Origin of the sequence: Marinobacter azerbaijanicus (assembly GCF_030250645.1) — a bacterium.
Lineage (GTDB): Bacteria > Pseudomonadota > Gammaproteobacteria > Pseudomonadales > Oleiphilaceae > Marinobacter > Marinobacter azerbaijanicus.
In genome coordinates this window covers 513,652-538,381 of sequence record NZ_JASSVS010000003.1, presented here as the reverse complement: position 1 = coordinate 538,381, position 24,730 = coordinate 513,652, and the positions used below count along the sequence as shown (strand labels likewise).

Sequence of the window (24,730 nt, the reverse complement as noted above, 5' to 3'; positions counted from 1 at the left end):
GATGTTTCACGAAGGCAACAATTCGAGCGTCACGATTTTGTTATCAAACCAGGTCAAATCCCTCGGAATTTCGCAACCTGCCAAGGAGATCGTTGATCAGGCGAGGTTCGCCAACCACATCATCCCACTGCAACCGCGCCGGCTGACCATTCAGGTACCACAACCGATTCGCCAGTATCTCCGCATCCCCTCCATCATGGGTGACACAAATCATCGCCATCCCGGGATTGGTATCCAGTATCCCCGCAATCAGTGCTTTCAGCTCGCCCGCCATCACCGGATCCAGTGACGCAAAAGGCTCATCCAACAACAGCAGGTCAGGTTTCACCGCCAGGCAACGGGCCAACGCCGCCCGCCGGGCCATTCCCAGAGACAGCTGGTCCGGCAGATAGTGGCCATAGCCCTTCAACCCCACACTGGCCAGGTGCTCTTCCGCTTCCTCATGGTTCGCTCCCGCCAACCGTAGATTGGCATTCAGAGTCCGCCAGGGCAGCAATCGATGCTCCTGAAACAGGTAACCCACCCGGAGTTTCTCGCGACCAATAATGGCTTCCGCCGGAATGGCTTTATCCAGCCCGGCGATGGCGTTCAGCAAGGTGGTTTTACCAATACCGGAGGGGCCCAGCAGACAAATGCGATCGCCCCGCTCTATGGTGGCAAACACTTCCCCCAGCACTGGCTGGCCAAAGCTGCGGCCGGCGATCTGCAGTTCAAGCATGGGCGGTCTCCGGCTGGCGCCAGCGGCTGGAGTGGCGTTCGAGGGGTTGCAGGATGGCCAGTTCGATGAGCTGGACCACGGCGATAAAGGCCAGGCTGTAGGCAAGGATGGCAGCCACGTCGAATACCTGGAAGGCCATGTGCAACTGGAAGCCGATGCCATCCGAACGGCCCAGCAGTTCCACGACCAGGACGATTTTCCAGATCAGGGCCAGCCCGCCCCGGGTGGCGGCCATGAGGTAGGGGAAGAGTTGCGGCACCCAGACCTCACGGAACCGCTGCCAGCGGGTAAAGTCGTATACCGTGGCCATTTCTTCAAGCCGGAAATCCAGGCTGCGTGCGCCTTCGCGGACGGTGACCGCGACATTGGGCACTTTGTTGATGACCACGGCCATGACCGCAGCCACTTCCACCAGGCCGAACCAGACGTACATCAGAATGATGGTGACCAGCGCCGGCAGGTTGAGCAGTAGCACCAGCATGGGGTCAAACAATGCATTGGTGGTTCTTGACCGGCCCATGACGATGCCAATGGCGGTGCCCAGCAACATCGCCAGAACAAAGGCCACGATGACACGGGCAAGGGTGGCACTCAGGTGGTGCCAGAGTTCGCCGGAGGCGGACTCCCGTAACAGGGTGTCGAGCACATTGAGTGGCGTGGGAAGTAAAGGTGATTTGAGAAACCAGGCAACCAGTGCCCAGAACAGGACGAAAGAAGGCAGGACCACCCAGTAGCTCCAGGCCGGCGGGCGACCGGAGTGACTGCTCACGGCTGGCTCCGGTAGAACAGCTCTGCCGACATCAGGTTGTCTGAATCGGCGCCGGTGAGGGTCAGCAACCGATGCAGATCGGCAATCCGCTGGTCGGTCTGGGGTGCAGGCGTGCCCGCTATGAAGCCCTCTTTCAAGGCCTGGAATATTCCATCCTGCGGATTGCCCATCAATGGCCGCAGCCGCTGCCAGTGTGATTCGTCTTGCGCCAATTCGGCTTTGGCCTGGCGCAGGGACGCAGCAAAATCGTCAACCAGGGAGCGATGGTCCTCAGCCCAGTCTGCCGGAAACACATACCCCAAAACCGGAAGGTTCGGGTCCAGGTTCATGGCGGTGAGCAGGTCAGCCATTCCGAACGCGGAGCGCCAGCCGCCCTCCCCCATCAGCCGGGCGGCGAAATGCCAGTAGGTAACAATCACGTCCACCTGGTCCCGCTTCAGGGCCTGGCTCAGCAGTGGCGGCGCAGCGAACTGAACATCGGCGGATTCAGTCAGACTGCCCCCCTGCTGTTCTGCAACCTTCTGGAGCAGTATCCAGCCTTTGCTATCGGGGCCGCCCGCCACGCCAATCCGTTTACCGGCAAGGTCGGCAACGGAACGAATATAGGAATCTTCCGGCACCACGATATCGCCAATCCGCGACGAGAACGGCACATACAGGTAGGGGGTACCTGCCTGAAACCGGGACTGTGCCCACAGGAGATCGGCCACCGCGCCGTTCACGGAGCCACTGGTCACTGCCAGGCGGGAGGCCGGAAGATTGGCCACCAGTTTCAGTTCGAGGTGGTAGCCATTCTTCTGGTCCAGCCCCCGGTGCAGTATGTGGTCCAGCTCCCAGTGGGCGGTGCCGAACTGCAGCACGCTGACGGAAAGCACGGGTAAAGGTGTGGCAGCTTCATCACTGGCGCGGGCGAGTCCCGCCAACAAAAATACGAGCAGAAGAGCCGGCATCGCCAGCCGGAGGGACCGGGCACTGGCTGCAAATTGGTCAGGAACAGGCTTTGTTATTGGTTGTCGGTTCATCCTTACACGATACGAAGCCCGCCGCCGGGCAAGAATAGTACTTTGGTGCCTGTTTTTTGGTGCGATGGTCGCATTCAACCTGAAGCGCAGATAGCGTGTAATGAAATCATCACAATAATAATCAGAGGGTCTGTTCCGATTCCGGAGACCCTTTGCACAGGAGGCCGCCATGCTTAATGAGCTCGATGCCGCACTCTCTTCCGAAAAGCGCTATCATGCATCGGAAACAACCCCACATAATGAAAACAAACAGGTGGAACCATCCATGGAGCCGGCATACAAGATTCTGATCGCCGACGACCACCCTCTTTTCCGTGAAGCCATCAGCAGTGTGATTTCATCGGGATTCAGCGGCAGTGAGATTATTGAAACCGCAGACCTCGACAGTGCACTGGAGATTACCCGCGAAAATGATGACCTGGACCTTATTCTGCTGGACCTGAACATGCCCGGCATGCACGGTCTGAATGGGCTTATTTCCCTGCGCAACGAAGCACCCACGATTCCGGTGGTGATTGTGTCCGCGGAGGAAGACAAACAGGTTGTGCTCCAGGCCATCACTTACGGCGCCTGCGGTTTTATCACCAAATCCTCGCCCCGGGCCCAGATGACTGAAGCCATCCAGCAGATTCTCAACGGTAATGTCTATCTGCCATCGGACATCATCCGCACCGGTAAAGAGAGCACCAGCCGCCGCAGCCGGCATGAGGACAACCCGATTTCACCGGAACTGCTGAACTCCCTCACCCGCCGCCAATTGCTGGTGCTGGAACGCATGTCCAAGGGCGAGTCCAACAAGCAGATCGCCTACAACCTGAATATCGCCGAGACCACGGTGAAAGCCCATGTGTCGGCGATACTGCGCAAGCTTGGGGTTCACAACCGCGTGCAGGCGATTCTTTCGGCGAGTGATGTGGATTTCAGTCAGTATCTGAAACGGTAATTTTTCGGCCTGCGCATGTTTGTCGGATTACGCCTTCGGCTAATCCGACCTACATTTATACGGTCTTACTCTCCGTAGGTCGGATTAGCCAAAGGCGTAATCCGACAAAACCCCGAACATCCTCACCCTCTCAAAAGGTGATTCAACGCACTCCGCAACTTCAACGGCTTCACCGGCTTGTTCATCAACACGTATCCCAACTCGCGGATATGCTGCTTCAGCTCGTTGGTATAGTTGGCGGTGATCATCACCACCGGTGCCGGGCAATGCCGGCGGCCGTTGATATTGGCCACTACGTCTACCCCGTTTTCATCGTTATCCAGGTGGTAGTCCGCCAGAATCAGATCCACCTCGCTTGAGGCCGGGTCCACCTGGCGCTCCAGGTCTTCCAGGGAAACCGCTGAAATCACCTGGCAGTCCCAGCCTTCCAGCAATGTTTGCATGCCCTGGCAGATGGCGTGATCGTTATCAATTACCCAGATCCTGGCGCCGCCCAGGCCACTGTCGTTTGACACGATCCGGTTTTCCTCCTGGGTTTGCCTCTTGGGCTGCAGTCGCCCCACGGGCACCTTCACACTGAAGACTGACCCCCTGCCCTCAATGGACGATACGGTCACCTCGTGGCCCAGAATTCGCGAAATCTTGTCCACGATCGCCAGGCCGAGGCCCAGGCCCTTGTCCGGCTGCGAGCCGGTCGGGCGGATGCGTTTGAACTCCTGAAAAATCTCGGTGAGCTTGTCCTGGGGAATACCCGGTCCGGTATCCCAGACCTGCAGCAGCACATAATCGGCATGGCGGCGACATCCCAGCAGGATTCGTCCCGAGCCGGTGTAACGAATGGCATTGGTCAGGAAATTGCGAAGAATCCGCGCCAGCAGCTGCGAATCTGACTCCACGATCGCCGATGACGGCACAAAATCCAGAGTCAGGCCCTCCGCCATGGCCATCTGACGGAACTCCCGGGCGATATTGTTCAGCAAGTCCCGCAGGTCAAACGCCATGATATCCGGCTTGATAACCCCTGCATCCAGCTTGGAGATATCCACCAGGGTGCCCAGAAGGTTTTCTACATCGTCCAGGGACGTGCTGACCGACCGCACCAGGGCTTCAGCCTTCGGACCAAAGGAGTGCTCAAGCAGGGCACTGGTAAACAGACGCGCCGCGTTCAGGGGTTGCAACAGATCGTGGCTGACCGCCGCCAGGAACTTGGTCTTGGACAGATTGGCACGTTCGGCATCCATCTTGGCATCCCTGAGTCGCGCTTCCACTGCAGCACGCTCATCAATTTCCTGACGCAACTGGTTGTTCAGCCCGGTCAGGGCTGCCGTGCGCTCCTTGACGCGCCGCTCCAGGTCATCGTAGGCCCGTTCCAGCGCCAGGGCGGTTTTTCGGCGGTCAGTGATATCCCGGATCAATACAAAGAAACCCGTCACCTCGCCTTCGGTGTCCACATTGGGTACGTAGGCCCGCAGCATGTAGCGAGTCTCTCCGGTGTCGTTGGTTTCCTCGAACTCGAAGTTAACGCTTTCGCCTTTCAGCACCTTCTGAACATGGGGCATGAGGCGCCGGTACAACTCCGGCTGATGGACCTGCTGCAGATGTTTCCCCAATGGCGATTCGCCATTGCGACCATACCAGGCTTCATAGACCTTGTTGCAGAACTGCACGGTCATGTCCGCGCCGACATAGGCAATCAAGGCAGGCACATGGTCTGTCACCACGCGAATCCAGCGCTCACTTTCCTCCAGCGCCCTGATACGACGGGCCATTTCGCTGTTCTTGACGTCGGTGATATCCGAGTAAAGCACCACCAGCCCCCCTTCACGGGTAGGCCTTTCTGTCATCTGGACCCAGCGGCCATTGGACAACAGAAACACCGTGCCCTCAGAAGAGGCATTGGCATGTTCCTCAACAATCAGTCCGGAATTGACCGCATGCTCCTTCACGTCGCTGATTGCAGTGCCGGCCGGCGGCACCTCAAGGCCGGAGTGTTTCCAGTAACTGCGGAACCGGCTGTTGCACTGGATGAGGCGATGCTGGTGATCGAAAAGCACAAAACCGTCAGCAATACTTTCAATGGCATCCACCAGGCGCTGGCGAGTGGTTTCGGCTTCTTCACGGGCGCGGTTCAGAGCCTTATTGCTGCCCTTGAGCTCGTCCATGGTCTGGTTGAGGGCTTCAGTCCGCTCACGCACCTGTTCCGCCAGCACCACCGAATGCTCAAACACTGCGTAAGGCTCGGGTTTGTGGGCCGAGCCTGACTCTACCCGTACAATCAGGGCGTCCCGGATTTTCCGGAGGCGTTCGTTCTCAGCCTCCAATTCGGCAATACGCTGCTCCCTGCGATTTTCAGGGTCAGCGTCAGTTGTGTCCACAACCGGCATCAGGCTGACCAATCACCACCCCCGTAAATGTCTGGTTAATATGCATCCCGTCAAACTGCTCTCCGTAGGTATTGAAACCGATGACCCGATGATGACGAAGGAAATCCGAAACCTCGTCCGCCACGCCGGTCAATTCCGCCTCCAGGCGTCTCAGGAAACAGTCACAACCAATAGTCACCAGCGGCGGCCCCACAACCCGCTCGGAAGCTTCAATCTGGGTGCGTACACTGTCCAGCAGGGAGCCTGGCTCCATGGCTGTCATCACAATGCCGGTTTCCACAGCGCAGTAGAAAGTCAGACTCATGTCAGCGTTTACCCGCTGCACCGATCGCACGAAATAGTGGCCACCAATTCGGACCCCCATGGGTCGCAGAGCGAAAACCTTGCGGTCCAGTTCTTCCACCGTCACACCCACGGCACGGGCATAGGCTTCTGCCGCCGGCTCCGCATTCAGCTCGTAAACCGTGCGGCTCTTGGCATCGGCATGGGTAACCACCAGCTTCTCGTTACCTGCCTCCATGTGATGGGTGGAAAACACCCGGAAATCCAGGGGTGTGTTCACCAGCATCACCGTGGCCGCACCGGTGTGGAACTTACCGTCGAAGAACACGTGGGTATTGGCCAGGCGTTCATCATCCCCGGCGGAACCGCCGAACTGGGGGATGGTACCGAGAGCAGCATTGAGTGTGGCCAGCACGAGCTCTTCCCGGCTCGACAGGCCGTCCAGCAAGGTAATGGCAAAGGTGTTGCCCTTGATGGGGGCCAGCCGGGCATCCCGACAGGTAGAAAGAAGGCCATCAATCACGTCCTGGGCGTCCTGCAGAGTAAAACTCTCAAGTTCACTGATCAGTGCGCAGTCGATGGAGAAATAGCGAGCATCAAAGCCGATGGCGGTAATACACCCACGGCCATAACCATCCGGTGTAATCTCTCCGGCTGACGTGCAGCCACTGACACGAACTCCATCGAATACATGTTCCAGTGCTATGCCCAGGCGGCCAAGATCGTATTCCGCAGAACAGAAGAACAGCACGCAGCCGAGATGCTCATGGCTTAGCTGACTGGCAAGATTGGTGGCGGCCAGCATGGGATCACGTACATAGGAACTGGCTACCCTGACGGCAGGCAGTGTTGTGGCTGGCTTCATGGATGGGCGCTCCGAAACCGGATGGCTTTGTACCGATTCTACGGCTTTTGCGAATGCAGCCAATGCGACTTCAGTGCTTTTGATAGGCGCGCCAAAATGATCGTAAGCCATTGATTAAACTACCTCCAGAATCAATGCCTGCCGGCGCTGCCGGTTTGCGGGAAAGCAAAGCGGCACTTTAGTCTTAAGAGAGGTCCCCAGCACCGGAATTCCGTGCCGGCATCTGGAGCCCTCTTCATGAAGGTACGGTCAGAACGTGATGACGGCACCCAGCGCCAGCGTGTCGAACTCCGCAGCATCCGCTCCGGTCGACTTTGTGGTCTGCTCGAACATGTTGTATTCGCCAACCAGCTTGAAGTTGCTGTTTACATCATGGAAAACCGCAAAGGAGGTGTTCTCGGTCTCAAAATCACCCTGATCAGAGTCGGTTTCACCATAGGAAACCACAAAGCGATTGGCGCCCAGGGTGTAGGAACCCTGAACCAGATAGCCGTCCGCATCCTCTTCCGAGGCAAGAGCTGCGTCCGAGATCAACACTGGCACATCACCCTCTGAGGTAAAGCCGGATGCGGTCAGTGAAAAACCCGCCACCGCTGCTTTGAGGCCGTAGCCAAGGCCCTGGCTGTCTATTTCAGTGGTCGCATTCTCGGAACTCTGGTGACGACCATTTACCCAGCCGGTCAGCGATACCCCGTTGAGGTCTGCACCATAAGTCACTTCTGCTTCAAAACGCGGTGCTGACTGCTCGGACTGGGCGCCAGGTGTGGTATTGGCAGGCTCAAAGATACCAGCGGCCACCTTGAGGCCGCCCATATCCGGAGTCCGGTAGGTAATCTGGGCCGACGGATTCGGATACGGATAACCAGTGCGGATGTTGCCAAAGGAAACGCCGGTTGCCGCACCCGGGGAGCCGAAGCCCATCAGAACCTCATCGAGGAATATGTTGGAGCGGGCGTACAGACCAAAATCCTTACCAATAAGGACCTGGCCGAAAGACCCGTCAACGGTGGCATAAAGCTGGCGCACGTCAATGGCGGTATCGGTGGGTGACTGCAGGCTGTCGTTGATGGTGGACCAGAATGACGAGCGTCCCCCCAGTGTCAGATCACCCATCTCTTTACTGAAGTTGAATCCGATCGTGTTGGGCAGGAATCCCATCTTGACGTCCGAATTGCGAGTGTCATTCAGCTTGTCGTCGCGATTTACATAGAACGCGTTGAAATAGCCATCCACCGAAAAGCTGGTGCCATCTTCGCTGTACACTTCAATGGCTGCATTGGCGCCGGCGCTTGCTCCCATGGCTGCAGCCATAGCAACTGCCAACCCTGACTTTCTGAAATTGTTGTTGTTCATAACTCCCCCGGTTTTTATTGAATCTGGGTGTTGAGCAACGGGTGATTACCCGTGTCTCAGGCGCACTCTCTCGCCTGAATTCCATGGTCGGCGAAGCGGAGGGAGTGGAAAATGCGCCAAGGGGGCAGGTTTTCTGATCTTTTAGGAGGCTCTGGAAACAGAACTTTGGGATTACTACCAGTCAGGAGGGTAAGAGCTCAAGCTCTTGCAGGCAGTCGTCCAGGAAGCTTTCCGGGTCAGCCATAACGGCCTCGTCAGCGACAACACCGAACTGTACCTGGCCGGCATAGCTGACAATACTGACCCCAAGCCCGATATCACCTGCCTGGGGCACCCAGAACATCTGCTCCAGGATACGGCAACCGGCCAGGTAGCGCTCATCCCGGGTACCCGGTACATTCGACACCACCGCACTGCCCTTGCGATAGAACAGATCCGCAACAGGCTGACGCCAGGCTTCCGGGATAAGGGAAGCGCTGCCAGCCAATGCCCAGGACAGTCCCGGTTGCCAGCTCTTCTTGAGTTTGCGGGTTTCATGCTTGATGCGGAAAAGCCGTTCCAGCGAACTTTCGCCATCCACCGGCAAAGAAACAAAAACGGTACCGAAGTAATTGCCCAGGGTCCCTGGTTCGGGTTTTATCTCCTCCGGCAGACGACTGCGTATATCCACGGGCACCGCAGCATGGAGCACTGCCTCGTCGATGTCGGTGTCGTCTGCCACAAGCCGCTTGCGAACCGCCGAGGCCACACAGCTGAGCAGTACATCGTTGATGGTTACGCCGGTGGTCGTGGCGATGCAGCGGAAGCGCTCAAGCGCCACCGGCTGTGACCATCGACATTGCCGCCGCCCCAGCAGTGGTCGCTTCAGGCATGAAACCGTATCTTCCGGTTCCACCAGAAACTGACTGAGTTCATTCACCAGTCTGAGACTTTTCCAGGTCGCCCGCTCCAGGGCATTGCGGCCAGCAGAACCACCGTTACGGGAATTGGTCCCGCTCTCTGCAATGTCGGTCTGCGGTAGCTCGCTCGCCGTCAGCTCACGCAGCCAGGCGTTTGCAGCTCGTGACCAGCGACCGGTGTCTGCTTCCTCCCGCGCACCATAGAGCACTGGGGCCTGTTGGGGAGAAGGCGGGCACAGGCGCTCGAATATGCCCAGCAGTGACAGCCCATCGGCATAGCAGTGATGCATTCGCAAGAGCAGTGCGGCGCCGCCCTCGGCATCGGGAACCAGCCAGAACTTCCACAGGGGACGGTAAGTGGGCAAGGGCTGGTTCAGTCGGGCGGACGCCCAGCCCTGTAATGCCTGCCGGCCCAACTCACCCGGAACCACTTCAAGATGATGATTGAGGGAGAACACCGGATCTTCTTCCCACCACCAGCCCGTGGTGTGGCGCACCGGCATAAAACGGAAACGCTCCCAGGCCAGCCAATAGATACGCAGAAACTCCCTTAGCCGGGCTTCCGTCAACCCTTCAACCCGCAGCATGACTGTGATGGTCATGGTGTTTTCGGGGCGTTCCAGGGCCAGCCAGGCTGAATCCACAGGCAACAGGAGATGCGATTCCTTTTGACTCAAACCTGTCTGTCCCCGGGTAAATGCTGCAAGAAATGGAAAGTTGACCCCGCATTGTGCCAGACAAGCCCGGATGGCTCCATATAAGGACTCGCATCACGCACTTACAAAAAGTTACACGGGCGTAACCTATCCCCTCTATACTGGGAATAAGGATTAATGAAATGGTTATTAGGCACCAGATGTGCCTTTTACGTCCTGTGCGCCAAAAGTCTATTGGCCGTAACTGAACGTAAAAACGGTAACCAGTGCCAATATATGTAGCGACATATGGCGGTACAACTGGCATTACCAGCACCAACAAAGACCAATAAAAGGTAAACACCGGGTGCTGGAGGAGAGCAGTTATGAAAGCGAGCCATGTACGTAAACTGATAAAACCGATTGAGAGCGCCTATTCCGAGATGTTTTCGGGGCGCGTTTACCGTGTAGGCACCGGCGCCGTCTCTGTGCGCAACCATAGCGGCAAGGCGGAGCAGACTGTTGTCGGTGTTCACGGCTTTCTGGAAAATCACTGCTATTTTACCCAGGCATACGAAGCACCCACCACTGAACTGATTCTGCTGACCTGCAGCAATTATCACATTCCGGTCAATGGTGTCACGCCCGAGTCTCCGGACTGGGAAGTGCCCATCAGGCACCTGGAAGGCACCATTGAATACGACGCCTGTATTCTGAACCAGGCTCTGGCAAACCTGCCGAGCACTGAAAATATCCGAGTACACGGTCATTCACGTGGTGGCGCAGTGATTCTGGAAGCCATCCATCAATGGCCCGAGCTGTACGAAAACATCGAGGTGGTGCTGGAAGCCCCCGTGCTGCCCAATGGTCGGCTCTCTGCTCTGGTAACAGCGGTACTGGAACCGGTGAGCCACGGCATGTGGCCCTGGCTGATCCGCCTGATCAACAGCGCCCCTTCTTCCGCCTATGGCCAGACCTTCTTCGGTAAAATGAATCCGCGCAAGAAGCAATTGCTGGGCAAGCTGTTTTCCGCCACCAAGGACCATCTGACCATTGTCCGCAACATCGAGAATCTGATGGCCTGGATGGAGCGAACCGACGCCAGCGTCTACAGCAGGGTCCGCTATGGCACTTTTCTGATCCCCGCGGTGGATCGTATCCTTGACCGGCAGGCCATGCTGGCCAGTGCGCGACAGAGCCCGACTACCATGCGCATTATCGAAACCGAGGCCCCCAGCCACTTTATTACCCTCGACAGCAAGGAATGGGTACCCGGCTTTGAGAGCCTGCCGACCGCCGCGCATGGTTAACAGGGCTGCACAAACAGTCCAGCTCCGCTAAACTGGCCCGCTTCCATTGCAGGTTTAGCGGAGCCAGATTCCCATGTATCGTGAGCGCCTTGTCGCCACCAACGTCCATTCCGACAGCGCTCGCCGCCTGCAGCAACTGCTACTGGACTACCATGATTTCCGCCAGCACAAGGCAACCCACCCTCTGCTGGAACATACCTTCCTGATCGCCGACTGGCAGGCGGAACGGCTGAAAGCCACTCATGCAGATCTCTACCGGCACCCCGGATACCACACTGGCCTGGAATTCCTGCTGACAGATCTTTACGCTCCTGCCGGCATGACCCGGCGTGACGACAACATCGACCGGGTATTCCCGAAAATGGTGAAGTGGCTACCGGACAATCTCCTGGACACCTTTGCCGGTCTGGTGGAACTCAACCTGATTACCCAGCAACTGGACCTGGAACTGGCCGAATTGTGCCATCATCTGGGGCTCTCGCCCGCGTCTCTTACCCAGGACGACTATTGCCAGGTCTTCCGCCGCAGCCAGCGCATGGAGCACCGCGAGAGGCAGATCACACTGGTAGCGGAAGTCGGGCAGCAACTGGATCGCTACGTACGTAACCGCACTCTCGGCTGGCTGCTGACAATGAGCCGCGCGCCCGCGGAAATGGCCGACCTGAGTGACCTCCACAGCTTCCTGCACCGGGGCTATTCCGCATTCCGTAAAATGGATGATGTGGAACTGCTGATCGACCGCCTGATCACGCGGGAAAAAAAGGTGATGGACAACATTCTGAAAGGCCACCCGAAGCCATTTGACCTGCCGGATGACCTTTAAACGGGACAACCCGGCTCAGGCAGTGAGAATCTGATCCAGCTGGGAATGAATCTCCTGTTCGATCCGGGATTTGAACGGCCGGAGCATCAACCCCAGCTCCAGATGAATGTGGAGATCGCTATCAGTAAGATTCAGGTGCCCCTTCACCCCACTGCGTTTGAACTTCAGATGATCGCCCTCCCACTGATAATTCACATCGAACTGCTTCGACAGGTCCTGGGCCAGGGTCTCCGCCGCCTTGCGAGCATGATCTTTATCAAGGGAATGGGCGCGATGGACATCAATAACGGACATGGATCGGGTTTCTCCGGGAAATAGGGGACGTTTTATAGTGTAAGGTGCCATTAAACTTGTAGCCACCCCTGCAGGCGTTAGAATACGGGGTTCAGATTCTGACAGGACCCAGCCATGAGTGAACACCAGGAAAAAGTCATGAGCGAGCAACAACCGTCTGCCGACCAGCCCCGATCAGAGGCCCCGAAGGACGACGTCACGCACTTTGGCTTTCGCAATGTGCCAAAAAGCCAGAAAGCGGGCCAGGTGGCAGAAGTGTTCCACTCAGTGGCCGGCAAATACGATCTGATGAACGACCTGATGTCCATGGGGATCCATCGCCTCTGGAAACGATTTACCATCGAGCTGTCCGGTGTACGCAAAGGCCACCAGGTACTGGACATTGCAGGCGGCACCGGCGACCTGACCATGAAGTTTTCCGATCTGGTCGGCCCTACCGGCAAGGTCGTGCTTGCCGACATCAATGCCTCGATGCTGCAGGTTGGTCGGGGCCGGCTAATGGACCGCGGTTACGCCGGTAACATTGAGTACGTGCAGGCCGACGCTGAACACCTGCCATTCCCGGACAACAGCTTCAACGCCGTTAGCATTGCTTTCGGCCTGCGCAATGTCACCGACAAGGACCAGGCACTGAGGGACATGACCCGGGTACTGAAGCCTGGCGGCAAGGTAATGGTACTGGAGTTTTCCAAACCCAAGAATCCACTGCTCAGCAAAGCCTACGACGTCTATTCCTTCAACGCCCTGCCGCTGATGGGCCAACTGATAGCCGGCGACTCCAACAGCTATCAATATCTGGCCGAGTCTATCCGCATGCATCCCGATCAGGACACCCTGAAAGCGATGATGGAAGAGGCCGGCCTGGTAAACTGCAAGTACTACAACATGACCGGGGGCGTGGTCGCCCTGCATGTGGGAATCAAGCCCTGATGTTTCCTGGCCCCACCCTGATGTCCGCCGTAACCGCCATCGTCGAGAGCGCCCTCAACCGCGCCCTGGAACTGGATCCGGCGGGAAAGCAGGCAATGACGTCGGCGCTGACAGGGCCCGTGCAGTTTTCCTTCGAATCAGTCAACCTCACACTGGTGCTGCAACAGGCTGGGGGCCGGGTTCAGGTCGCCGGCCAGCCCGCGGAATCTCCGGCGCTGGTGCTGTCCGGGCGGCCCATGGCCTTTGCCGCCCTGGCTACCGGTGATGGCCGGGTGTTCAGCGAAGGACGCATCCGTGTCACCGGTGATACGGCTATGGCGCACCAGTTCCAGCGCGCCATCGATCAGCTCGACCCGGACTGGGAAGCGGCCATGGCCGCCTATGTTGGCGACGTGCCGGCCCATTTCATCGGCCAGCGTATTCGCGGCGCCCTGGGGTGGAGCCGGCAGGCTTTCACATCCCTGAACGCCAATGTCGAAGAGTATATCCACGAAGAAAGCCAAAGCCTTCCCGGGCGCCGGGAACTGGAAGCCACCTTCACGGATATTGATCGGCTTGCGCTGCGGACCGAGCGCCTGGAAGCCAGGATTGAGCAGCTGGAAAAACCCAACAGATCAGACCAACCGGAGACGCCGTGACGCGCCTGCAACGCCTGTTCCGCATTGCCTGGGTATTCTGCCGTTACCGGCTGGATATCTTTCTGCCACTGGCGGAACTGCCCGTCCCGTTGAAGCTGTTTTTCCTCCTGGCACCCTGGCATCTGTTCCCGCAACCAAAGCTTGATCGTGGGGACCGGTTACGCCTGGCCTTCGAGGAGTTGGGGCCGGTGTTCGTCAAATTCGGCCAGATTCTTTCCACCCGCCGGGACCTGCTGCCGGACGACATGGCGCTGTCCCTCAAGAACCTGCAGGACCGGGTACCCCCTTTCCCCGGGGAGGTCGCCCAGGGCATCATCGAGAAATCCCTCGGCGCACCGGTGGCAGAGCTGTTTGCGGAGTTTTCCAAAGAGCCCATGGCTTCCGCTTCGGTGGCTCAGGTCCACGCCGCCACATTGCGGGATGGACGGGAAGTCGTTGTCAAAGTCATACGCCCGGACATCGAGCGGGTTATCCGCCAGGACCTGGCACTGCTGTACATGATGGCCGGCCTGCTGGAACGGTACTGGTCCGAGGGGCGGCGACTGCATCCGGTAGAGGTGGTGGCGGATTACGACTCCACTATCCACGACGAACTGGATCAGCAGCGGGAAGCCGCCAATGCCAGCCAGCTCCGTCGCAATTTCGAGAATTCATCGCTGATCTATATTCCCTCCATTGACTGGGATTATACCCGCAAGTCGGTGCTGGTCATGGAGCGTATCCATGGCATCCCCATAGCGGATGTTGCGGCACTGCGGGAAGCCGGCGTGGACCTGAAGGTACTGGCTGAAAAAGGTGTTGAGATCTTTTTTACCCAGGTTTTCCGGGACAGTTTTTTCCACGCCGACATGCATCCAGGCAATATCTTCGTGGATGTCAGCAACCCTGCGGACCCGAGATACATCGCCGTTGATTTCGGTATCGTCGGCACCCTGGCTCCGGATGACCAGAGCTACCTGGCCCGCAACCTGCTGGCGTTTTTCCGCCGTGACTACCGCCAGGTGGCGGAGCTTCACATTCAGTCCGGATGGGTGCCTCCGGATACCCGGGTGAATGAATTCGAGGCTGCCATCCGCACCGTGTGCGAGCCCATTTTTGAGAAACCGCTCAAGGACATTTCCTTTGGCCACTTCCTGTTGCGGCTGTTCCAGACCGCACGACGCTTCAATATGGAAGTACAGCCGCAACTGGTCCTGCTGCAGAAAACCCTGCTGAATGTGGAAGGCCTTGGACGGCAGCTCTATCCGGACCTGGATCTGTGGAGCACCGCGCAACCCTTCCTGGAAACCTGGATGCGAAAGCGCATCGGACCTTCCGGCCTGATCAAGTCCCTGCAATCCCACCTGCCGGCCTGGCTGGAGCAATCACCGGAAATGCCGCAACTGGTCCACGATGCGCTGGTACAACTTCGCAATTCGGGCTCCAATGACCAGCCCAGCCGCGCTACACTGGAACTTATTCGTGAAAACCGCGCCCGTGCCGACCGGCGCTGGCGCAGGGGGCTGGCGGCAGCGGCACTGGTGACAGTGGCCTGGCTGAGTATCGACCATGACCTTGCCACCCTGGCCCAGACCATGCCGGCCCACGGCTGGGCGTTGCTGGCGGCGGCTGCCTGGCTGATTGCCGGCAGCAGCCGAAACAACTGACGGACGTCATACAAATGCAAGATTCAAAAGCTACAGTCGCTTCACCTGACTGGTTGGAGGAAATCCGCTGGAACGCAGACGGGCTGGTGCCCGCCATCGCCCAGGACGCCAGCACCGGTGATATCCTGATGATGGCCTGGATGAATGCCGAGTCGCTGAGACTGACCGCCGAAGAAGGCCAGGCGGTGTACTGGTCCCGCTCGCGGGGTAAGCTATGGCGCAAGGGTGAAACCTCGGGACACCAGCAGGTAATTTCGGAAATCCGGCTGGACTGTGATGACGACGTGATTCTTCTCAAGGTCGAACAGAAAGGCGGTATCGCCTGCCACACTGGTCGCCGCAGCTGTTTCTACCGCAGGCTGGAAAACGGAGAGTGGACCGGCGTGGATCCGGTACTCCGGGACCCGGAATCAATCTACGGCAACAAGCAGGAAGGTAGCGGCAATGAGTGACATTCTGGAACAATTGGCCCAGGTTCTGGAGGCCCGTAAAGAAGCCGATCCGGAAACCTCCTACGTGGCCAGCCTTCACCAGAAGGGGCTTAACAAGATTCTGGAAAAGGTCGGCGAAGAATGTACCGAGACTTTGCTTGCCGCCAAGGACGCGGAGCACTCCGGAGAGACCCGGGACGTGATCTATGAAACGGCCGACCTCTGGTTCCACAGCATGGTCATGCTGTCGCGCCTGGGCCTGGGGCCCAAAGAAGTTCTTGATGAACTGGCCAGCCGCTTCGACCTGTCAGGCATTGAAGAAAAGGCCTCCAGGGGCCAGTGACCGGAGTACCCCTGAAGAGGGTTTCCGGATGCCCCCCGATGTGGCGTACAATCAACCGTAACAGAAACAGTGAAACGAGGGTCCCGGCATGGGCATCAGTATCTGGCAACTCCTAATCGTACTTGGCATTGTTATTCTCCTGTTCGGAACAAAGAAGCTCCGCAACATCGGCAGCGACCTGGGCGGCGCCATTCGTGGCTTCAAAAAGTCAATGAGTGACGAAGACAAGAAGGACTCAGACCCGGACGCTATTGAGGAAAATGCCGAGGCCAAGCCCTATGAGGCCGGCACCGAAGAAAAACCACGGGACAAGTCCCACAGCTGAGACTGGCTGAATGTTTGATATCGGCTTTGTCGAGCTGCTGATCTGCGGCGTCATCGCACTACTGGTTCTCGGCCCCGAGAGGCTGCCAACAGCGGCCCGGGCAGCCGGGCGCTGGATCGGTGGTGCCCGGCGTATGGTCAGCCAGTTTTCCTCGGAGCTTGATCGCCAGTTAAAGGCAGAAGAGCTCCGTGAAGAGCTGCGCAAGGCTGGTGACGTGGGCCTTGATGATGTCCAGAAGTCAGTCCGTGGCGCTCTGGACGAGGCCAAGAAATACGAGCACATGGTCCTTTCTGACGAAGACAAGCCAAAGCATCGGCCCGCACCCGCTACCCGGCGCGTCGCTGAGTCGACGGAACCGGAAAAACCCGAGACAGATCAGAACGAAGAGACCCCGAAACAACAGGACAGCACGCCGGAACACCGTTCATGACCACCCAGCCAGACGGCAAAAACACCCAGGGCCCAGACGACACGCAACCGGAAATGCCACTGGTCGAGCATTTGCTGGAACTGCGGGACCGCCTGCTGAAAATGGTGCTGGCAGTCATCATCTGCTTTGCCGCTATCTACCCGTTTGCCAATGAACTCTACCTGCTGGTATCACAGCCGCTGCGGGACCTGCTTCCAGTCGGCCAGACCATGATCGCCACGGACATTACATCGCCGTTCTTCGCGCCGTTAAAACTCGCCCTGGTACTGGCGGTCTTTGCGGCAATTCCGGTCATTCTCTATCAGCTCTGGAGTTTTATCGCGCCAGGCCTGTATGCCCATGAGAAGAAACTGGCGTTTCCGCTGCTGTTCACTTCCGTGATCCTGTTCTACCTGGGCGCCGCCTTCGCCTACTTCGTGGTGTTCCCCCTGGTATTCGGCTTTTTCACCGCCATCGGTCCGGAAGGGATTGTGGAACTGCCCGATATCAGCAGTTACCTGAACTTTGTCCTGAAGATGTTCTTCGCCTTCGGCGTTGCCTTCGAGATACCCATTGCCACCATCCTGCTGATTCTTAGCGGCGCCACCACCCCGGAAGACCTTGCCGCCAAGCGGCCATACATTGTGGTGGGCTGCTTCGTGATCGGTATGCTGCTGACTCCGCCGGACATTATCTCCCAGACTCTGCTGGCGCTGCCCATGTGGCTGCTTTTCGAGCTGGGCATTCTGTTCGGCCGGCTGGCCAGACGCGAAGTGAAAGACGAGAACACCACGGAAGCCTCCGGCGAATGAACCTGGCGTTACTGTTCGCGGAGGATTTTGTCTCCGCTGACCGGGCGGTACTGACCGGGCGCCGGCTGGCCCATCTGAATTCTGTATTGAAGGCTGCCGAGGGAGACCTGTTACCGGTGGGCCTGGTAAACGGCGATATCGGCACCGGCCGCGTGTTGCACCTCACCGACACGGGGGCAACTCTTCAGGTGGAACTGACCGAACCACCGCCCTCGCCGCTCCCCCTTACCCTGATTCTGGCCATGCCAAGGCCGAAAATGTTCCGCCGGGTGCTGCAGACCTGCGCCACGCTCGGCGCCAAGGACATCTGGCTGATCAACAGCTACAAGGTGGAGAAAAGCTTCTGGCAGACGCCCTGGCTGTCAGCGGAAAACCTGCGGGAGAACATGGTACTTGGTCTGGAGCAGGCACGGGATACCGTCTTGCCCCGGGTCCACATCCGCAAGCTTTTCAAGCCGTTCGTGGAAGACGAATTGCCGGCGTTGCTGAAAAACACCCGTGCATTGGTCGCCCACCCGGGCACCAATACCCCCTGCCCTGTTCACATCAATCAGCCCGTCACCTTATGTATCGGGCCGGAGGGCGGGTTTATTCCCTATGAGGTGGATAAGCTGGTTGAGGCCGGCTGCGAAGCGGTACACCTCGGCCGGCGTATTCTGAGAGTGGAAACGGCGGTACCGGTGCTGCTCAGCCGCCTGTTCGATGCCTGTGGATAATTCAGGCTGAACGCCCTTTCCAGGGTTTCACAAGGGGCGTGATCACTGCCACCAGGAGCGCACCCGCCACCACCCCGAACAGGCCATCAGCTACCACCGGGACGATGGCCTCAGCAAATTCGCCCATGCCCTCGGCAAAGTGATGAATGGCGTCATACAGGGGGGGCAGCCCGTGGGTGAGGATGCCACCCCCCACCAGAAACATGGCAACGGTGCCCAGTACAGACAGGGTTTTCATCATCCATGGCGCCAACCGGAGGATTCCGTGCCCCATCCGTTGAGCGAACCGGCTGTCTTTTCGACTCAGGTAAAGGCCTCCATCATCCAGTTTCACGATGGCAGCCACCAGACCATAGACACCGATGGTTATCATTACGGCCACCACGGTCAGCACCAGAAACTGCATACCAATGGACTGGCTGCTGACCGTACCCAGGGTGATCGCAATGATTTCGGCGGAAAGGATAAAGTCTGTGCGAATGGCCCCCTTGATCTTGTCCTTCTCAACGGACTTCAGGTCTGCGTCGGGGTTTTTCAGGGCTTCATGCAATTCTGCGTTGTGTTCCTCGACCTGCTGCCGGTGAAGGAACCGGTGGGCCAGTTTCTCGAAGCCCTCAAAGCACAGGAACGCGCCGCCCAGCATCAACAGGGGTATGACCAGCCAGGGCACAAAGAAACTGACAGCAAGCGCCCCGGGAACCAGAATCGCCTTGTTGATCAGGGAGCCCTTGGCCACTGCCCACACGACGGGCAGCTCCCGGGAAGGTTTCACACCGGTCACCTGCTGGGCATTGAGCGCAAGGTCATCCCCCAGTACGCCAGCGGTTTTCTTGGTAGCGGCTTTGGTCATCAGCGCAACGTCGTCCAGGACCGTTGCAATGTCATCAATCAATACCAGAAGACTGCTGCCAGCCATATTCCATTCCTTTGTGATTCAACTGTTCCGGGGGTAACCATGAAATCCTTTATCAGGCGTCCAGTCCCATGGCCTCTGCAGCAATGCGGTTCTTGATAGGGCCAAGCTGATTCAGCCAGCGCATTCCGGTATTGCGCAGCCAACGCACGGAGAGCTCATCACGGCCAAACAGCTGCTTGAAGCCTTCCATGGCTGCCATCATAGCGAGATTCTCACCTTTGCGGCGACGCTGGTAGCGAGCCAGCACCAGATCATTGTCAGGGGGAATGCCTGCTTTTCTGGCCCGCGAAAGCTCATCCAGCAGGGCGCGCACATCACCATAACCCAGGTTAGCACCCTGCCCCGCCAGGGGATGGATGGTATGAGCCGCATCGCCCACCAGCGCAAATCCGCCAGCGATGTAATCCTTGGCGTGGCGCTGGCGTAACGGAAACGCGAATCGGCGCGAGACCGCCTCTACCGATCCCAGTTCGCGCTCAATGGCTCTTTCAAGTTCTGCCCTGAAGGCGTTGTCATCAAGCGCCATCAGGCGGCGGGCCTCTTCCGTATCCTGAGACCACACAATCGAGCAGAAATGCTCGTCACCGGACTCCGCCATTAGCGGCAGGAACGCCAGCGGCCCGGTAGGCGAAAACCGCTGCCAGGCGGTAAAACGGTGACTCTGGGTGGTCTGTACCGTACATACAATCGCCTGCTGGCCATAATCCCATTCCCGGGTTGGTAATCCCACCCATTGGCGCAGACGGGAATGGGCACCATCGGCAGCCACCACCAGCTGGGCAGCCACCACACGGCCATCTTCAAGGCGAATGCCCCGCTCCTTGCCATCCTGCCACCAGCCAGAAACCTTGACGCCATCAATCAGCTCAACACTGCTGTCGGCCAGGGCGGCAAACAATGCCCGTACAATGCGGCGGTTCTCAATGATGGTGCCCAACGCCGGAGCCCTGAGCTCTGCAGCCTCAAATTGGATACGGCCGGTGCCGTCGCCGTCCCATACGGTCATGGTCTGATAGGGGCAGTGCCGACCGGCTGTGATATCCGACCACACATCCAGTTGCTGGAGCAGGCGCTGGCTGGCAACCGAAATGGCGCTCACCCGCGGGTCAAAACTGTTCACGTCAAAGGCTTCGGCTGCCTCCTGCAGCAATGCGTTGCGGCTACTGCCTTCTACCAGCCCGACGTTCCAGCCCTGCCGTGACAGCCCCAGTGCCAGAGCGGAACCGACCATGCCGCCCCCTACAACAAGGATGTCGAAGTATGCCTGTTCATTCATGGCTGCTACGTTCCGTTGATGTGGTTCCGGGCGATCGGATTTCAGCACGTCGACCACCCAGGCCCATGGCCTGACGGGCAAACCAGCGTTTGGCGCCGGGCAGCAGGTCCAGTCCCATCAGGCCGGCATCACGTGCGGTGGTCACCAGCGGCAGGTCGGTGCCAAAGAGCTGAATCAGGGAATCGGAGAAGCGTACCGTCTGCTGCCAGTCCTGGCGATGGCGGTTCTGATAGCCTTTCAGCACCGGGAGACTGCCCAGGGCCTGCTGGCGCTCTGTTGCCAGCCGGAACTGCTCGACCAGGGCCATCAGCCCACGCAGGGCCAGGTTAAAGCCCTGCCCGGCCACGGGGTGCAGGGCATGGGCAGCATTACCGACCAGGACAACACCGGGGCGGACAGACTCATCCACTGTTTTCAGGGTCAGGGGGTAATGGCTGCACTCGCCAATGCGGGTAAATCGTCCCAGCCGCCAGCCAAACCGATGTTGCAGGCGCTGGCACTTGTCGTCGTCGCTCAGCGCCAGAAGCTCGTCCAGGGCGTTACTGTCCAGTGTCCATACCAGCGCAGCCGTGTTTCCCGCGCGGGTTGTTGAACCATGGGGCAACAATGCCATGGGGCCGGCGTCCGTGAACCTTTCAAAGGCAGTGTAGTCATGGCTGTGGGAGGTGGACACGTTGGCGATGAGCGCGTGCTGATCGTAGGCCTGTTCATCGACCCGGAAACCCAGCTTTTCTCGCAGTCCGGAGCGGCCGCCATCAGCCACCACCAGGCATTGTGCCGTCAGCTCCCGCTCGCTGTCCGCAGAGCCCAGAGTCACGCGAACGCCGTCGGGCAAGGGTTGCATGTCCCTAACTTCCGCAGGCGCTTCCCAGATCACGCTGGTCTGCAGCAGCTCCCGCATCAGGCACAATCCCATCCAGCGATTATCTGCAACGTAACCCAGAGCTTCCTGGCCATGATCATCCGCGTTCAGACGTGTGGCACCAAAATGCCCACGATCCGATACATGGATGTGACGAATCGGGGTTGCGTGTTCCGAGAGGCGCTGCCACAGCCCCAGCTCTTCGAACACCAGCCGTGAACCCCACGCAAGCGCCGTGGAACGGGCATCGTAGCTGGGCTGGTAGCTCTCCGGTAACGCGTCCGGAGACAGCGGAAACGCCTCAACAACGGTCACCCGTAATTGTGGCAGGGTTCTCGCCAGCGCCAATGCCAGGGTTGCTCCCGCGAGACCGCCACCGGCGATGATGATGTCAGTATCGTGCTGATTCACGGTCAGTCGGCCATCAACGCTTCAATGTCGTGGATAGTTTTGGGAGCAGCATCGGTCAATACCCGGCAGCCCTCCTTTGTAACCACAACATCGTCTTCAATACGGATACCGATACCACGCCATTTCTCATCTACATCGGTGTTGTCTGGCGCCACATACAGTCCGGGCTCAACGGTCAACACCATGCCGGGCTCAAGCTGACGCCAGGCATCGCCTACCTTGTAGTCACCCACATCGTGCACATCCATGCCCAGCCAGTGGCCTGTGCGGTGCATGAAGAAAGGCTTGAATGCCTGATCTTCAATGGCCTGTTCCACTGTTGTGTCCCTCAGCAGGCCAAGATCGATCAGCCCCCGGGTTAGCACTTTCAGTGCCGCCTGGTGGGGATGGTCCCAGTGATTGCCGGGACGCACTTCATCAATGGCCGCGTACTGCGCTGCCAGTACAACCTCGTAGAGGGCACGCTGCTCGTCGCTGAACCTGCCGCTGACAGGGAAGGTGCGGGTAATATCGGAGGCATAGCACTCCAGTTCGCAACCGGCGTCGATCAGAACCAGATCGCCTTCCTTCAATGGCGCACTGTTTTCAATATAGTGCAGGATACAGGCGTTCTGACCGCTGCCAACAATGGAGGGGTAAGCCGTAGAACGGGCACCGTTCTCCATAAACGTATGGATCAGTTCGGCTTCCAGGCTGTACTCAAAACCGCCCTTGCGGGCACGCTTCATGGCCCGCTTGTGAGCCTCGCAGCTGATCTCGCCCGCCTTTGCCATGACCCGGATTTCCGCCGCGCTCTTGTAGAGGCGCAGATCATGGAGCAGGTGTTCCAGGGCAATGAACTCACCGGGAGGATGGGCGCCGGAGCGAACCTTGCTACGGATGACCTTGACCCAGTCCATCACCCTGGCGTCAAAGCTGTGGTCCTTTCCCAGCGGGTAGTACACCCGGCTTCGGCCCTCGATCATGCCCGGCAGAATATCGTCGATATCGGAAATCGGGAACGCGTCGTCAAGACCAAACTTCTCAATGGCACCTTCCTGACCGGCAAGGAAACCATCCCAGAGCTCTTTTTCAGGGTTACGTTCCTTACAGAACAGTACTGACTCTCCATGCTCCCGGCCCGGGATCAGCACCAGTACCGCTTCCGGTTCGCCAAAACCGGTCAGGTAATGGAAGTCACTGTCCTGGCGAAACGGATGCAGCACGTCGCGATTACGCACCCGCTCGGGGGCGGCCGGCAGGATGGCAATACTGTCTGGTGCCATCAGCTCCATCAGCCGGCGCCGGCGGTCGTTGAATTCCTTCACAGGTATCAGTGAGGCCATGATCTCTCCCACGGTTTGTAGCGTTGCTCAGTGCAGCGTCGGGGTGTTCGGTGATGGCTTCTCCGGCGGGTTGAATTCAGTAAACACCGCAAGCGCACCCAACCGAACATATTCGACAATTTCCATCAGTTGCTGTTCGCTCTCATCGTCCGGTTCGTCATCGTCGGCGACCTGGCTGATGGCCACCATATCTTCAATCAGCTCGCGAATCTCGTCCGGTGCCTCACCCAGGGATTCACCGGCGGAGAGGGCCATACCCTCAAGGAAACCCCGCACCCAGGAGGTAAGGGCCTCCAGGCGCTGTTCGATGGCGTAATCGTCATCGGGCAGCAAAGGCTGAAAGCTCATATCCGTCGCTTTCAGAAGCTCCAGCGTCTGCTCGTAGGCGGCGACCATGAAATCCCGCAAGTCGTCTGACTCATCGGTCGCAGTCGGGGGCAGGCCCATGTGTTCGCAGACCATCGCCAACCATTCATCTTCATTGATACGGTCGCCGGCGGCAAGTCGGCCACAAAGGACCCCGTGAAGCTCGGACGGATGACTGAAAGCCTTGTGGGCAGTGAACACATTTGCCCAGCGCTCAAAGGCTACGGCGCGGGCGTTGGAGGTGTCGGTTTCGGACATGAAACGGGACGATCCTGTATGAATGAGTGAAGGGCCTATCCTAGCATTCAGCCACGTTTAAGGCACTTGCCCTCTTGATTCCGGGCCGGGAAAGAGTAAATTATGTTATAACATATCAAAATTGACGAGAGCATCGGACCCATGCCCTTCCGGATATCCATCAATCGCACCCAATATACCCGCCGAACCCATCAATTTCTGGCGCTTGGCTGCCTGATCACAGCCAGCACCCTGGCACCAAACCTCCTGGCTGCCAACAACCCCGGCGCCCACCAGCATGGCCATGCCCTTTTGCAAATGGCCGTGGAAGAGAACCGTATTGACCTGATGTTCAGCTCACCGACCCACAACCTGGCCGGATTCGAGCATGAGGCACGCACGGAAGACGAGAGAAACCTGCTGGCTGACGTCAGGGCCTGGCTGGAAAGCACACCACTGATCAATACGGATACCGGCGACTGCCGGGTGAGCGCCGCCACAGTTGAACTGGGAGGGAATGAAAATGGGCACGGCGATGATGATCATGGCCATCACGACGAAGACCACCATGACCATGACCACCACCAGGAAGAGGAGACAACCCATCGGGACTACGATGTATCACAGCTGCTGGTATGCGACCGCATTGCCAGCCAACAGGCATTTACCTCGGCCCTGTTGGATCGGTTCCAGGAACTGGAAGAGCTTACAATTGAGTGGGTAAGCCCATCCGGTCAGGGCAGCGCGCGGCTGACTTCCTCCAACCCGGTTTTTAGCATCAGCAACTGAC

26 protein-coding genes and 1 pseudogene are annotated in these 24,730 nt (G+C 58.4%); 13 read left to right on the top strand and 14 right to left on the bottom strand.

The genetic code is table 11. The features are described from left to right. Positions 1-43: 43 nt before the first annotated feature. From QPM17_RS08900 to QPM17_RS23755, 4 genes and pseudogenes are all read right to left on the bottom strand, one after another. On the bottom strand, positions 44-718 hold the full coding sequence (locus QPM17_RS08900; protein WP_285390296.1) for an ABC transporter ATP-binding protein: 675 nt from the start codon (positions 716-718) through the stop codon (positions 44-46). Continuing rightward, entirely contained in the window at positions 711-1,487 is a 777-nt protein-coding gene (locus QPM17_RS08895; RefSeq protein WP_285390295.1) for an ABC transporter permease, read from the bottom strand. Before QPM17_RS08895 ends, QPM17_RS08900 begins: the two co-directional genes overlap by 8 nt. Continuing rightward, positions 1,484-2,107: an ABC transporter substrate-binding protein gene (locus tag QPM17_RS23760; protein ID WP_422732746.1), complete on the bottom strand. Its 624-nt coding sequence runs from the start codon at positions 2,105-2,107 to the stop codon at positions 1,484-1,486. The genes QPM17_RS08895 and QPM17_RS23760 overlap by 4 nt, the downstream gene beginning before the upstream one ends. 198 nt (positions 2,108-2,305) lie before the next feature. Beyond that, positions 2,306-2,428, bottom strand: a pseudogene (locus QPM17_RS23755) (ABC transporter substrate-binding protein); the annotation flags it as partial. Between the two features lie 346 nt (positions 2,429-2,774). Between QPM17_RS23755 and QPM17_RS08885 the strand changes: the two are divergent. Further along, positions 2,775-3,452, top strand: coding sequence for a response regulator transcription factor (locus tag QPM17_RS08885; protein ID WP_285390368.1), 678 nt, complete (start codon positions 2,775-2,777; stop codon positions 3,450-3,452). 122 nt (positions 3,453-3,574) lie between these two features. Here the strand turns inward: QPM17_RS08885 and QPM17_RS08880 are convergent, their stop codons facing one another. From QPM17_RS08880 to QPM17_RS08865, 4 genes are all read right to left on the bottom strand, one after another. Continuing rightward, entirely contained in the window at positions 3,575-5,836 is a 2,262-nt protein-coding gene (locus QPM17_RS08880) for a hybrid sensor histidine kinase/response regulator (RefSeq protein WP_285390367.1), read from the bottom strand. Next, positions 5,814-6,983 (bottom strand): nitric oxide-sensing protein NosP, encoded by a 1,170-nt coding sequence (gene nosP / locus QPM17_RS08875; RefSeq protein ID WP_422732740.1) that lies wholly within the window; start codon positions 6,981-6,983, stop codon positions 5,814-5,816. The genes QPM17_RS08880 and nosP overlap by 23 nt, the downstream gene beginning before the upstream one ends. Positions 6,984-7,232: 249 nt before the next feature. Then, the gene (locus QPM17_RS08870; protein WP_285390293.1) at positions 7,233-8,336 is read right to left on the bottom strand and encodes a porin; all 1,104 of its coding nucleotides are present in this window, start codon (positions 8,334-8,336) and stop codon (positions 7,233-7,235) included. A gap of 181 nt (positions 8,337-8,517) precedes the next feature. Next, entirely contained in the window at positions 8,518-9,912 is a 1,395-nt protein-coding gene (locus QPM17_RS08865) for a WS/DGAT domain-containing protein (RefSeq protein WP_285390292.1), read from the bottom strand. A gap of 344 nt (positions 9,913-10,256) precedes the next feature. On the opposite strand from QPM17_RS08865, the gene QPM17_RS08860 reads away from it, so the two are divergent. Together QPM17_RS08860 and QPM17_RS08855 are read left to right on the top strand one after the other, a co-directional pair. Continuing rightward, a complete protein-coding gene (locus QPM17_RS08860) occupies positions 10,257-11,180 on the top strand; it encodes an alpha/beta hydrolase (protein WP_285390291.1) in 924 nt (307 codons plus the stop codon). A gap of 73 nt (positions 11,181-11,253) precedes the next feature. After that, positions 11,254-12,003 (top strand): DUF8198 family protein, encoded by a 750-nt coding sequence (locus tag QPM17_RS08855; protein ID WP_285390290.1) that lies wholly within the window; start codon positions 11,254-11,256, stop codon positions 12,001-12,003. A 15-nt stretch (positions 12,004-12,018) separates the two neighbouring features. Here QPM17_RS08855 and QPM17_RS08850 read toward each other — a convergent pair whose 3' ends face one another. After that, complete coding sequence (locus tag QPM17_RS08850; RefSeq protein WP_285390289.1) at positions 12,019-12,297, bottom strand: polyhydroxyalkanoic acid system family protein; 279 nt, start codon at positions 12,295-12,297, stop codon at positions 12,019-12,021. A 138-nt stretch (positions 12,298-12,435) separates the two neighbouring features. Between QPM17_RS08850 and ubiE the strand changes: the two genes are divergently transcribed. From ubiE to QPM17_RS08805, 9 genes are all read left to right on the top strand, one after another. Continuing rightward, complete coding sequence (gene ubiE / locus QPM17_RS08845) at positions 12,436-13,227, top strand: bifunctional demethylmenaquinone methyltransferase/2-methoxy-6-polyprenyl-1,4-benzoquinol methylase UbiE (protein WP_285390365.1); 792 nt, start codon at positions 12,436-12,438, stop codon at positions 13,225-13,227. Then, positions 13,227-13,865: a ubiquinone biosynthesis accessory factor UbiJ gene (locus tag QPM17_RS08840; RefSeq protein ID WP_285390288.1), complete on the top strand. Its 639-nt coding sequence runs from the start codon at positions 13,227-13,229 to the stop codon at positions 13,863-13,865. The genes ubiE and QPM17_RS08840 overlap by 1 nt, the downstream gene beginning before the upstream one ends. Then, complete coding sequence (gene ubiB / locus QPM17_RS08835) at positions 13,862-15,511, top strand: ubiquinone biosynthesis regulatory protein kinase UbiB (protein WP_285390287.1); 1,650 nt, start codon at positions 13,862-13,864, stop codon at positions 15,509-15,511. The genes QPM17_RS08840 and ubiB overlap by 4 nt, the downstream gene beginning before the upstream one ends. 14 nt (positions 15,512-15,525) lie before the next feature. Further along, positions 15,526-15,963 carry a phosphoribosyl-AMP cyclohydrolase gene (gene hisI / locus QPM17_RS08830; protein WP_285390286.1) on the top strand — a complete coding sequence of 146 codons (438 nt, stop codon included), beginning with the start codon at positions 15,526-15,528 and terminating at the stop codon, positions 15,961-15,963. Beyond that, positions 15,956-16,285: a phosphoribosyl-ATP diphosphatase gene (locus tag QPM17_RS08825; RefSeq protein ID WP_285390285.1), complete on the top strand. Its 330-nt coding sequence runs from the start codon at positions 15,956-15,958 to the stop codon at positions 16,283-16,285. The genes hisI and QPM17_RS08825 overlap by 8 nt, the downstream gene beginning before the upstream one ends. Positions 16,286-16,373: 88 nt before the next feature. Continuing rightward, complete coding sequence (gene tatA / locus QPM17_RS08820) at positions 16,374-16,610, top strand: twin-arginine translocase TatA/TatE family subunit (RefSeq protein ID WP_285390284.1); 237 nt, start codon at positions 16,374-16,376, stop codon at positions 16,608-16,610. 10 nt (positions 16,611-16,620) lie between these two features. Beyond that, on the top strand, positions 16,621-17,040 hold the full coding sequence (tatB, locus tag QPM17_RS08815; RefSeq protein WP_285390283.1) for a Sec-independent protein translocase protein TatB: 420 nt from the start codon (positions 16,621-16,623) through the stop codon (positions 17,038-17,040). Further along, positions 17,037-17,831 (top strand): twin-arginine translocase subunit TatC, encoded by a 795-nt coding sequence (gene tatC / locus QPM17_RS08810; protein WP_285390282.1) that lies wholly within the window; start codon positions 17,037-17,039, stop codon positions 17,829-17,831. Before tatB ends, tatC begins: the two co-directional genes overlap by 4 nt. Further along, positions 17,828-18,547: a 16S rRNA (uracil(1498)-N(3))-methyltransferase gene (locus QPM17_RS08805; RefSeq protein ID WP_285390281.1), complete on the top strand. Its 720-nt coding sequence runs from the start codon at positions 17,828-17,830 to the stop codon at positions 18,545-18,547. Before tatC ends, QPM17_RS08805 begins: the two co-directional genes overlap by 4 nt. Before the next feature lies 1 nt (position 18,548). Here the strand turns inward: QPM17_RS08805 and QPM17_RS08800 are convergent, their stop codons facing one another. Genes QPM17_RS08800 through QPM17_RS08780 form a run of 5 tightly spaced genes read right to left on the bottom strand, consistent with a single transcriptional unit; the run spans position 18,549 to position 23,961 of the window. After that, a complete protein-coding gene (locus tag QPM17_RS08800; RefSeq protein WP_285390280.1) occupies positions 18,549-19,463 on the bottom strand; it encodes a DUF808 domain-containing protein in 915 nt (304 codons plus the stop codon). A 52-nt stretch (positions 19,464-19,515) separates the two neighbouring features. Beyond that, positions 19,516-20,739 (bottom strand): UbiH/UbiF/VisC/COQ6 family ubiquinone biosynthesis hydroxylase, encoded by a 1,224-nt coding sequence (locus QPM17_RS08795; RefSeq protein ID WP_285390279.1) that lies wholly within the window; start codon positions 20,737-20,739, stop codon positions 19,516-19,518. Then, a complete protein-coding gene (gene ubiH, locus QPM17_RS08790) occupies positions 20,732-22,012 on the bottom strand; it encodes a 2-octaprenyl-6-methoxyphenyl hydroxylase (protein WP_285390278.1) in 1,281 nt (426 codons plus the stop codon). Before ubiH ends, QPM17_RS08795 begins: the two co-directional genes overlap by 8 nt. 2 nt (positions 22,013-22,014) lie before the next feature. Beyond that, complete coding sequence (pepP, locus tag QPM17_RS08785; protein ID WP_285390277.1) at positions 22,015-23,337, bottom strand: Xaa-Pro aminopeptidase; 1,323 nt, start codon at positions 23,335-23,337, stop codon at positions 22,015-22,017. Between the two features lie 27 nt (positions 23,338-23,364). Next, complete coding sequence (locus QPM17_RS08780; protein ID WP_285390276.1) at positions 23,365-23,961, bottom strand: UPF0149 family protein; 597 nt, start codon at positions 23,959-23,961, stop codon at positions 23,365-23,367. Positions 23,962-24,102: 141 nt separating this feature from the next. Between QPM17_RS08780 and QPM17_RS08775 the strand changes: the two genes are divergently transcribed. After that, positions 24,103-24,729 carry a ZrgA family zinc uptake protein gene (locus tag QPM17_RS08775; protein ID WP_285390275.1) on the top strand — a complete coding sequence of 209 codons (627 nt, stop codon included), beginning with the start codon at positions 24,103-24,105 and terminating at the stop codon, positions 24,727-24,729. The last annotated feature ends 1 nt before the right edge of the window (position 24,730 follow it).

What these genes read in the sequence shown, in the direction of transcription:
- QPM17_RS08850 (WP_285390289.1), bottom strand. Translation starts at nt 12,297, where the DNA reads ATGTCCGTTATTGATGTCCATCGCGCCCATTCCCTTGATAAAGATCAT.
- QPM17_RS08780 (WP_285390276.1), bottom strand. Translation starts at nt 23,961, where the DNA reads ATGTCCGAAACCGACACCTCCAACGCCCGCGCCGTAGCCTTTGAGCGC.
- QPM17_RS08800 (WP_285390280.1), bottom strand. Translation starts at nt 19,463, where the DNA reads ATGGCTGGCAGCAGTCTTCTGGTATTGATTGATGACATTGCAACGGTC.
- QPM17_RS08805 (WP_285390281.1), top strand. Translation starts at nt 17,828, where the DNA reads ATGAACCTGGCGTTACTGTTCGCGGAGGATTTTGTCTCCGCTGACCGG.
- tatC (WP_285390282.1), top strand. Translation starts at nt 17,037, where the DNA reads ATGACCACCCAGCCAGACGGCAAAAACACCCAGGGCCCAGACGACACG.
- pepP (WP_285390277.1), bottom strand. Translation starts at nt 23,337, where the DNA reads ATGGCCTCACTGATACCTGTGAAGGAATTCAACGACCGCCGGCGCCGG.
- QPM17_RS08885 (WP_285390368.1), top strand. Translation starts at nt 2,775, where the DNA reads ATGGAGCCGGCATACAAGATTCTGATCGCCGACGACCACCCTCTTTTC.
- tatA (WP_285390284.1), top strand. Translation starts at nt 16,374, where the DNA reads ATGGGCATCAGTATCTGGCAACTCCTAATCGTACTTGGCATTGTTATT.
- QPM17_RS08855 (WP_285390290.1), top strand. Translation starts at nt 11,254, where the DNA reads ATGTATCGTGAGCGCCTTGTCGCCACCAACGTCCATTCCGACAGCGCT.
- QPM17_RS08860 (WP_285390291.1), top strand. Translation starts at nt 10,257, where the DNA reads ATGAAAGCGAGCCATGTACGTAAACTGATAAAACCGATTGAGAGCGCC.
- tatB (WP_285390283.1), top strand. Translation starts at nt 16,621, where the DNA reads ATGTTTGATATCGGCTTTGTCGAGCTGCTGATCTGCGGCGTCATCGCA.
- QPM17_RS08825 (WP_285390285.1), top strand. Translation starts at nt 15,956, where the DNA reads ATGAGTGACATTCTGGAACAATTGGCCCAGGTTCTGGAGGCCCGTAAA.
- QPM17_RS08795 (WP_285390279.1), bottom strand. Translation starts at nt 20,739, where the DNA reads ATGAATGAACAGGCATACTTCGACATCCTTGTTGTAGGGGGCGGCATG.
- hisI (WP_285390286.1), top strand. Translation starts at nt 15,526, where the DNA reads ATGCAAGATTCAAAAGCTACAGTCGCTTCACCTGACTGGTTGGAGGAA.
- QPM17_RS08840 (WP_285390288.1), top strand. Translation starts at nt 13,227, where the DNA reads ATGTTTCCTGGCCCCACCCTGATGTCCGCCGTAACCGCCATCGTCGAG.
- QPM17_RS08870 (WP_285390293.1), bottom strand. Translation starts at nt 8,336, where the DNA reads ATGAACAACAACAATTTCAGAAAGTCAGGGTTGGCAGTTGCTATGGCT.
- ubiE (WP_285390365.1), top strand. Translation starts at nt 12,436, where the DNA reads ATGAGCGAGCAACAACCGTCTGCCGACCAGCCCCGATCAGAGGCCCCG.
- QPM17_RS08880 (WP_285390367.1), bottom strand. Translation starts at nt 5,836, where the DNA reads ATGCCGGTTGTGGACACAACTGACGCTGACCCTGAAAATCGCAGGGAG.
- nosP (WP_422732740.1), bottom strand. Translation starts at nt 6,983, where the DNA reads ATGAAGCCAGCCACAACACTGCCTGCCGTCAGGGTAGCCAGTTCCTAT.
- QPM17_RS08900 (WP_285390296.1), bottom strand. Translation starts at nt 718, where the DNA reads ATGCTTGAACTGCAGATCGCCGGCCGCAGCTTTGGCCAGCCAGTGCTG.
- QPM17_RS08775 (WP_285390275.1), top strand. Translation starts at nt 24,103, where the DNA reads ATGCCCTTCCGGATATCCATCAATCGCACCCAATATACCCGCCGAACC.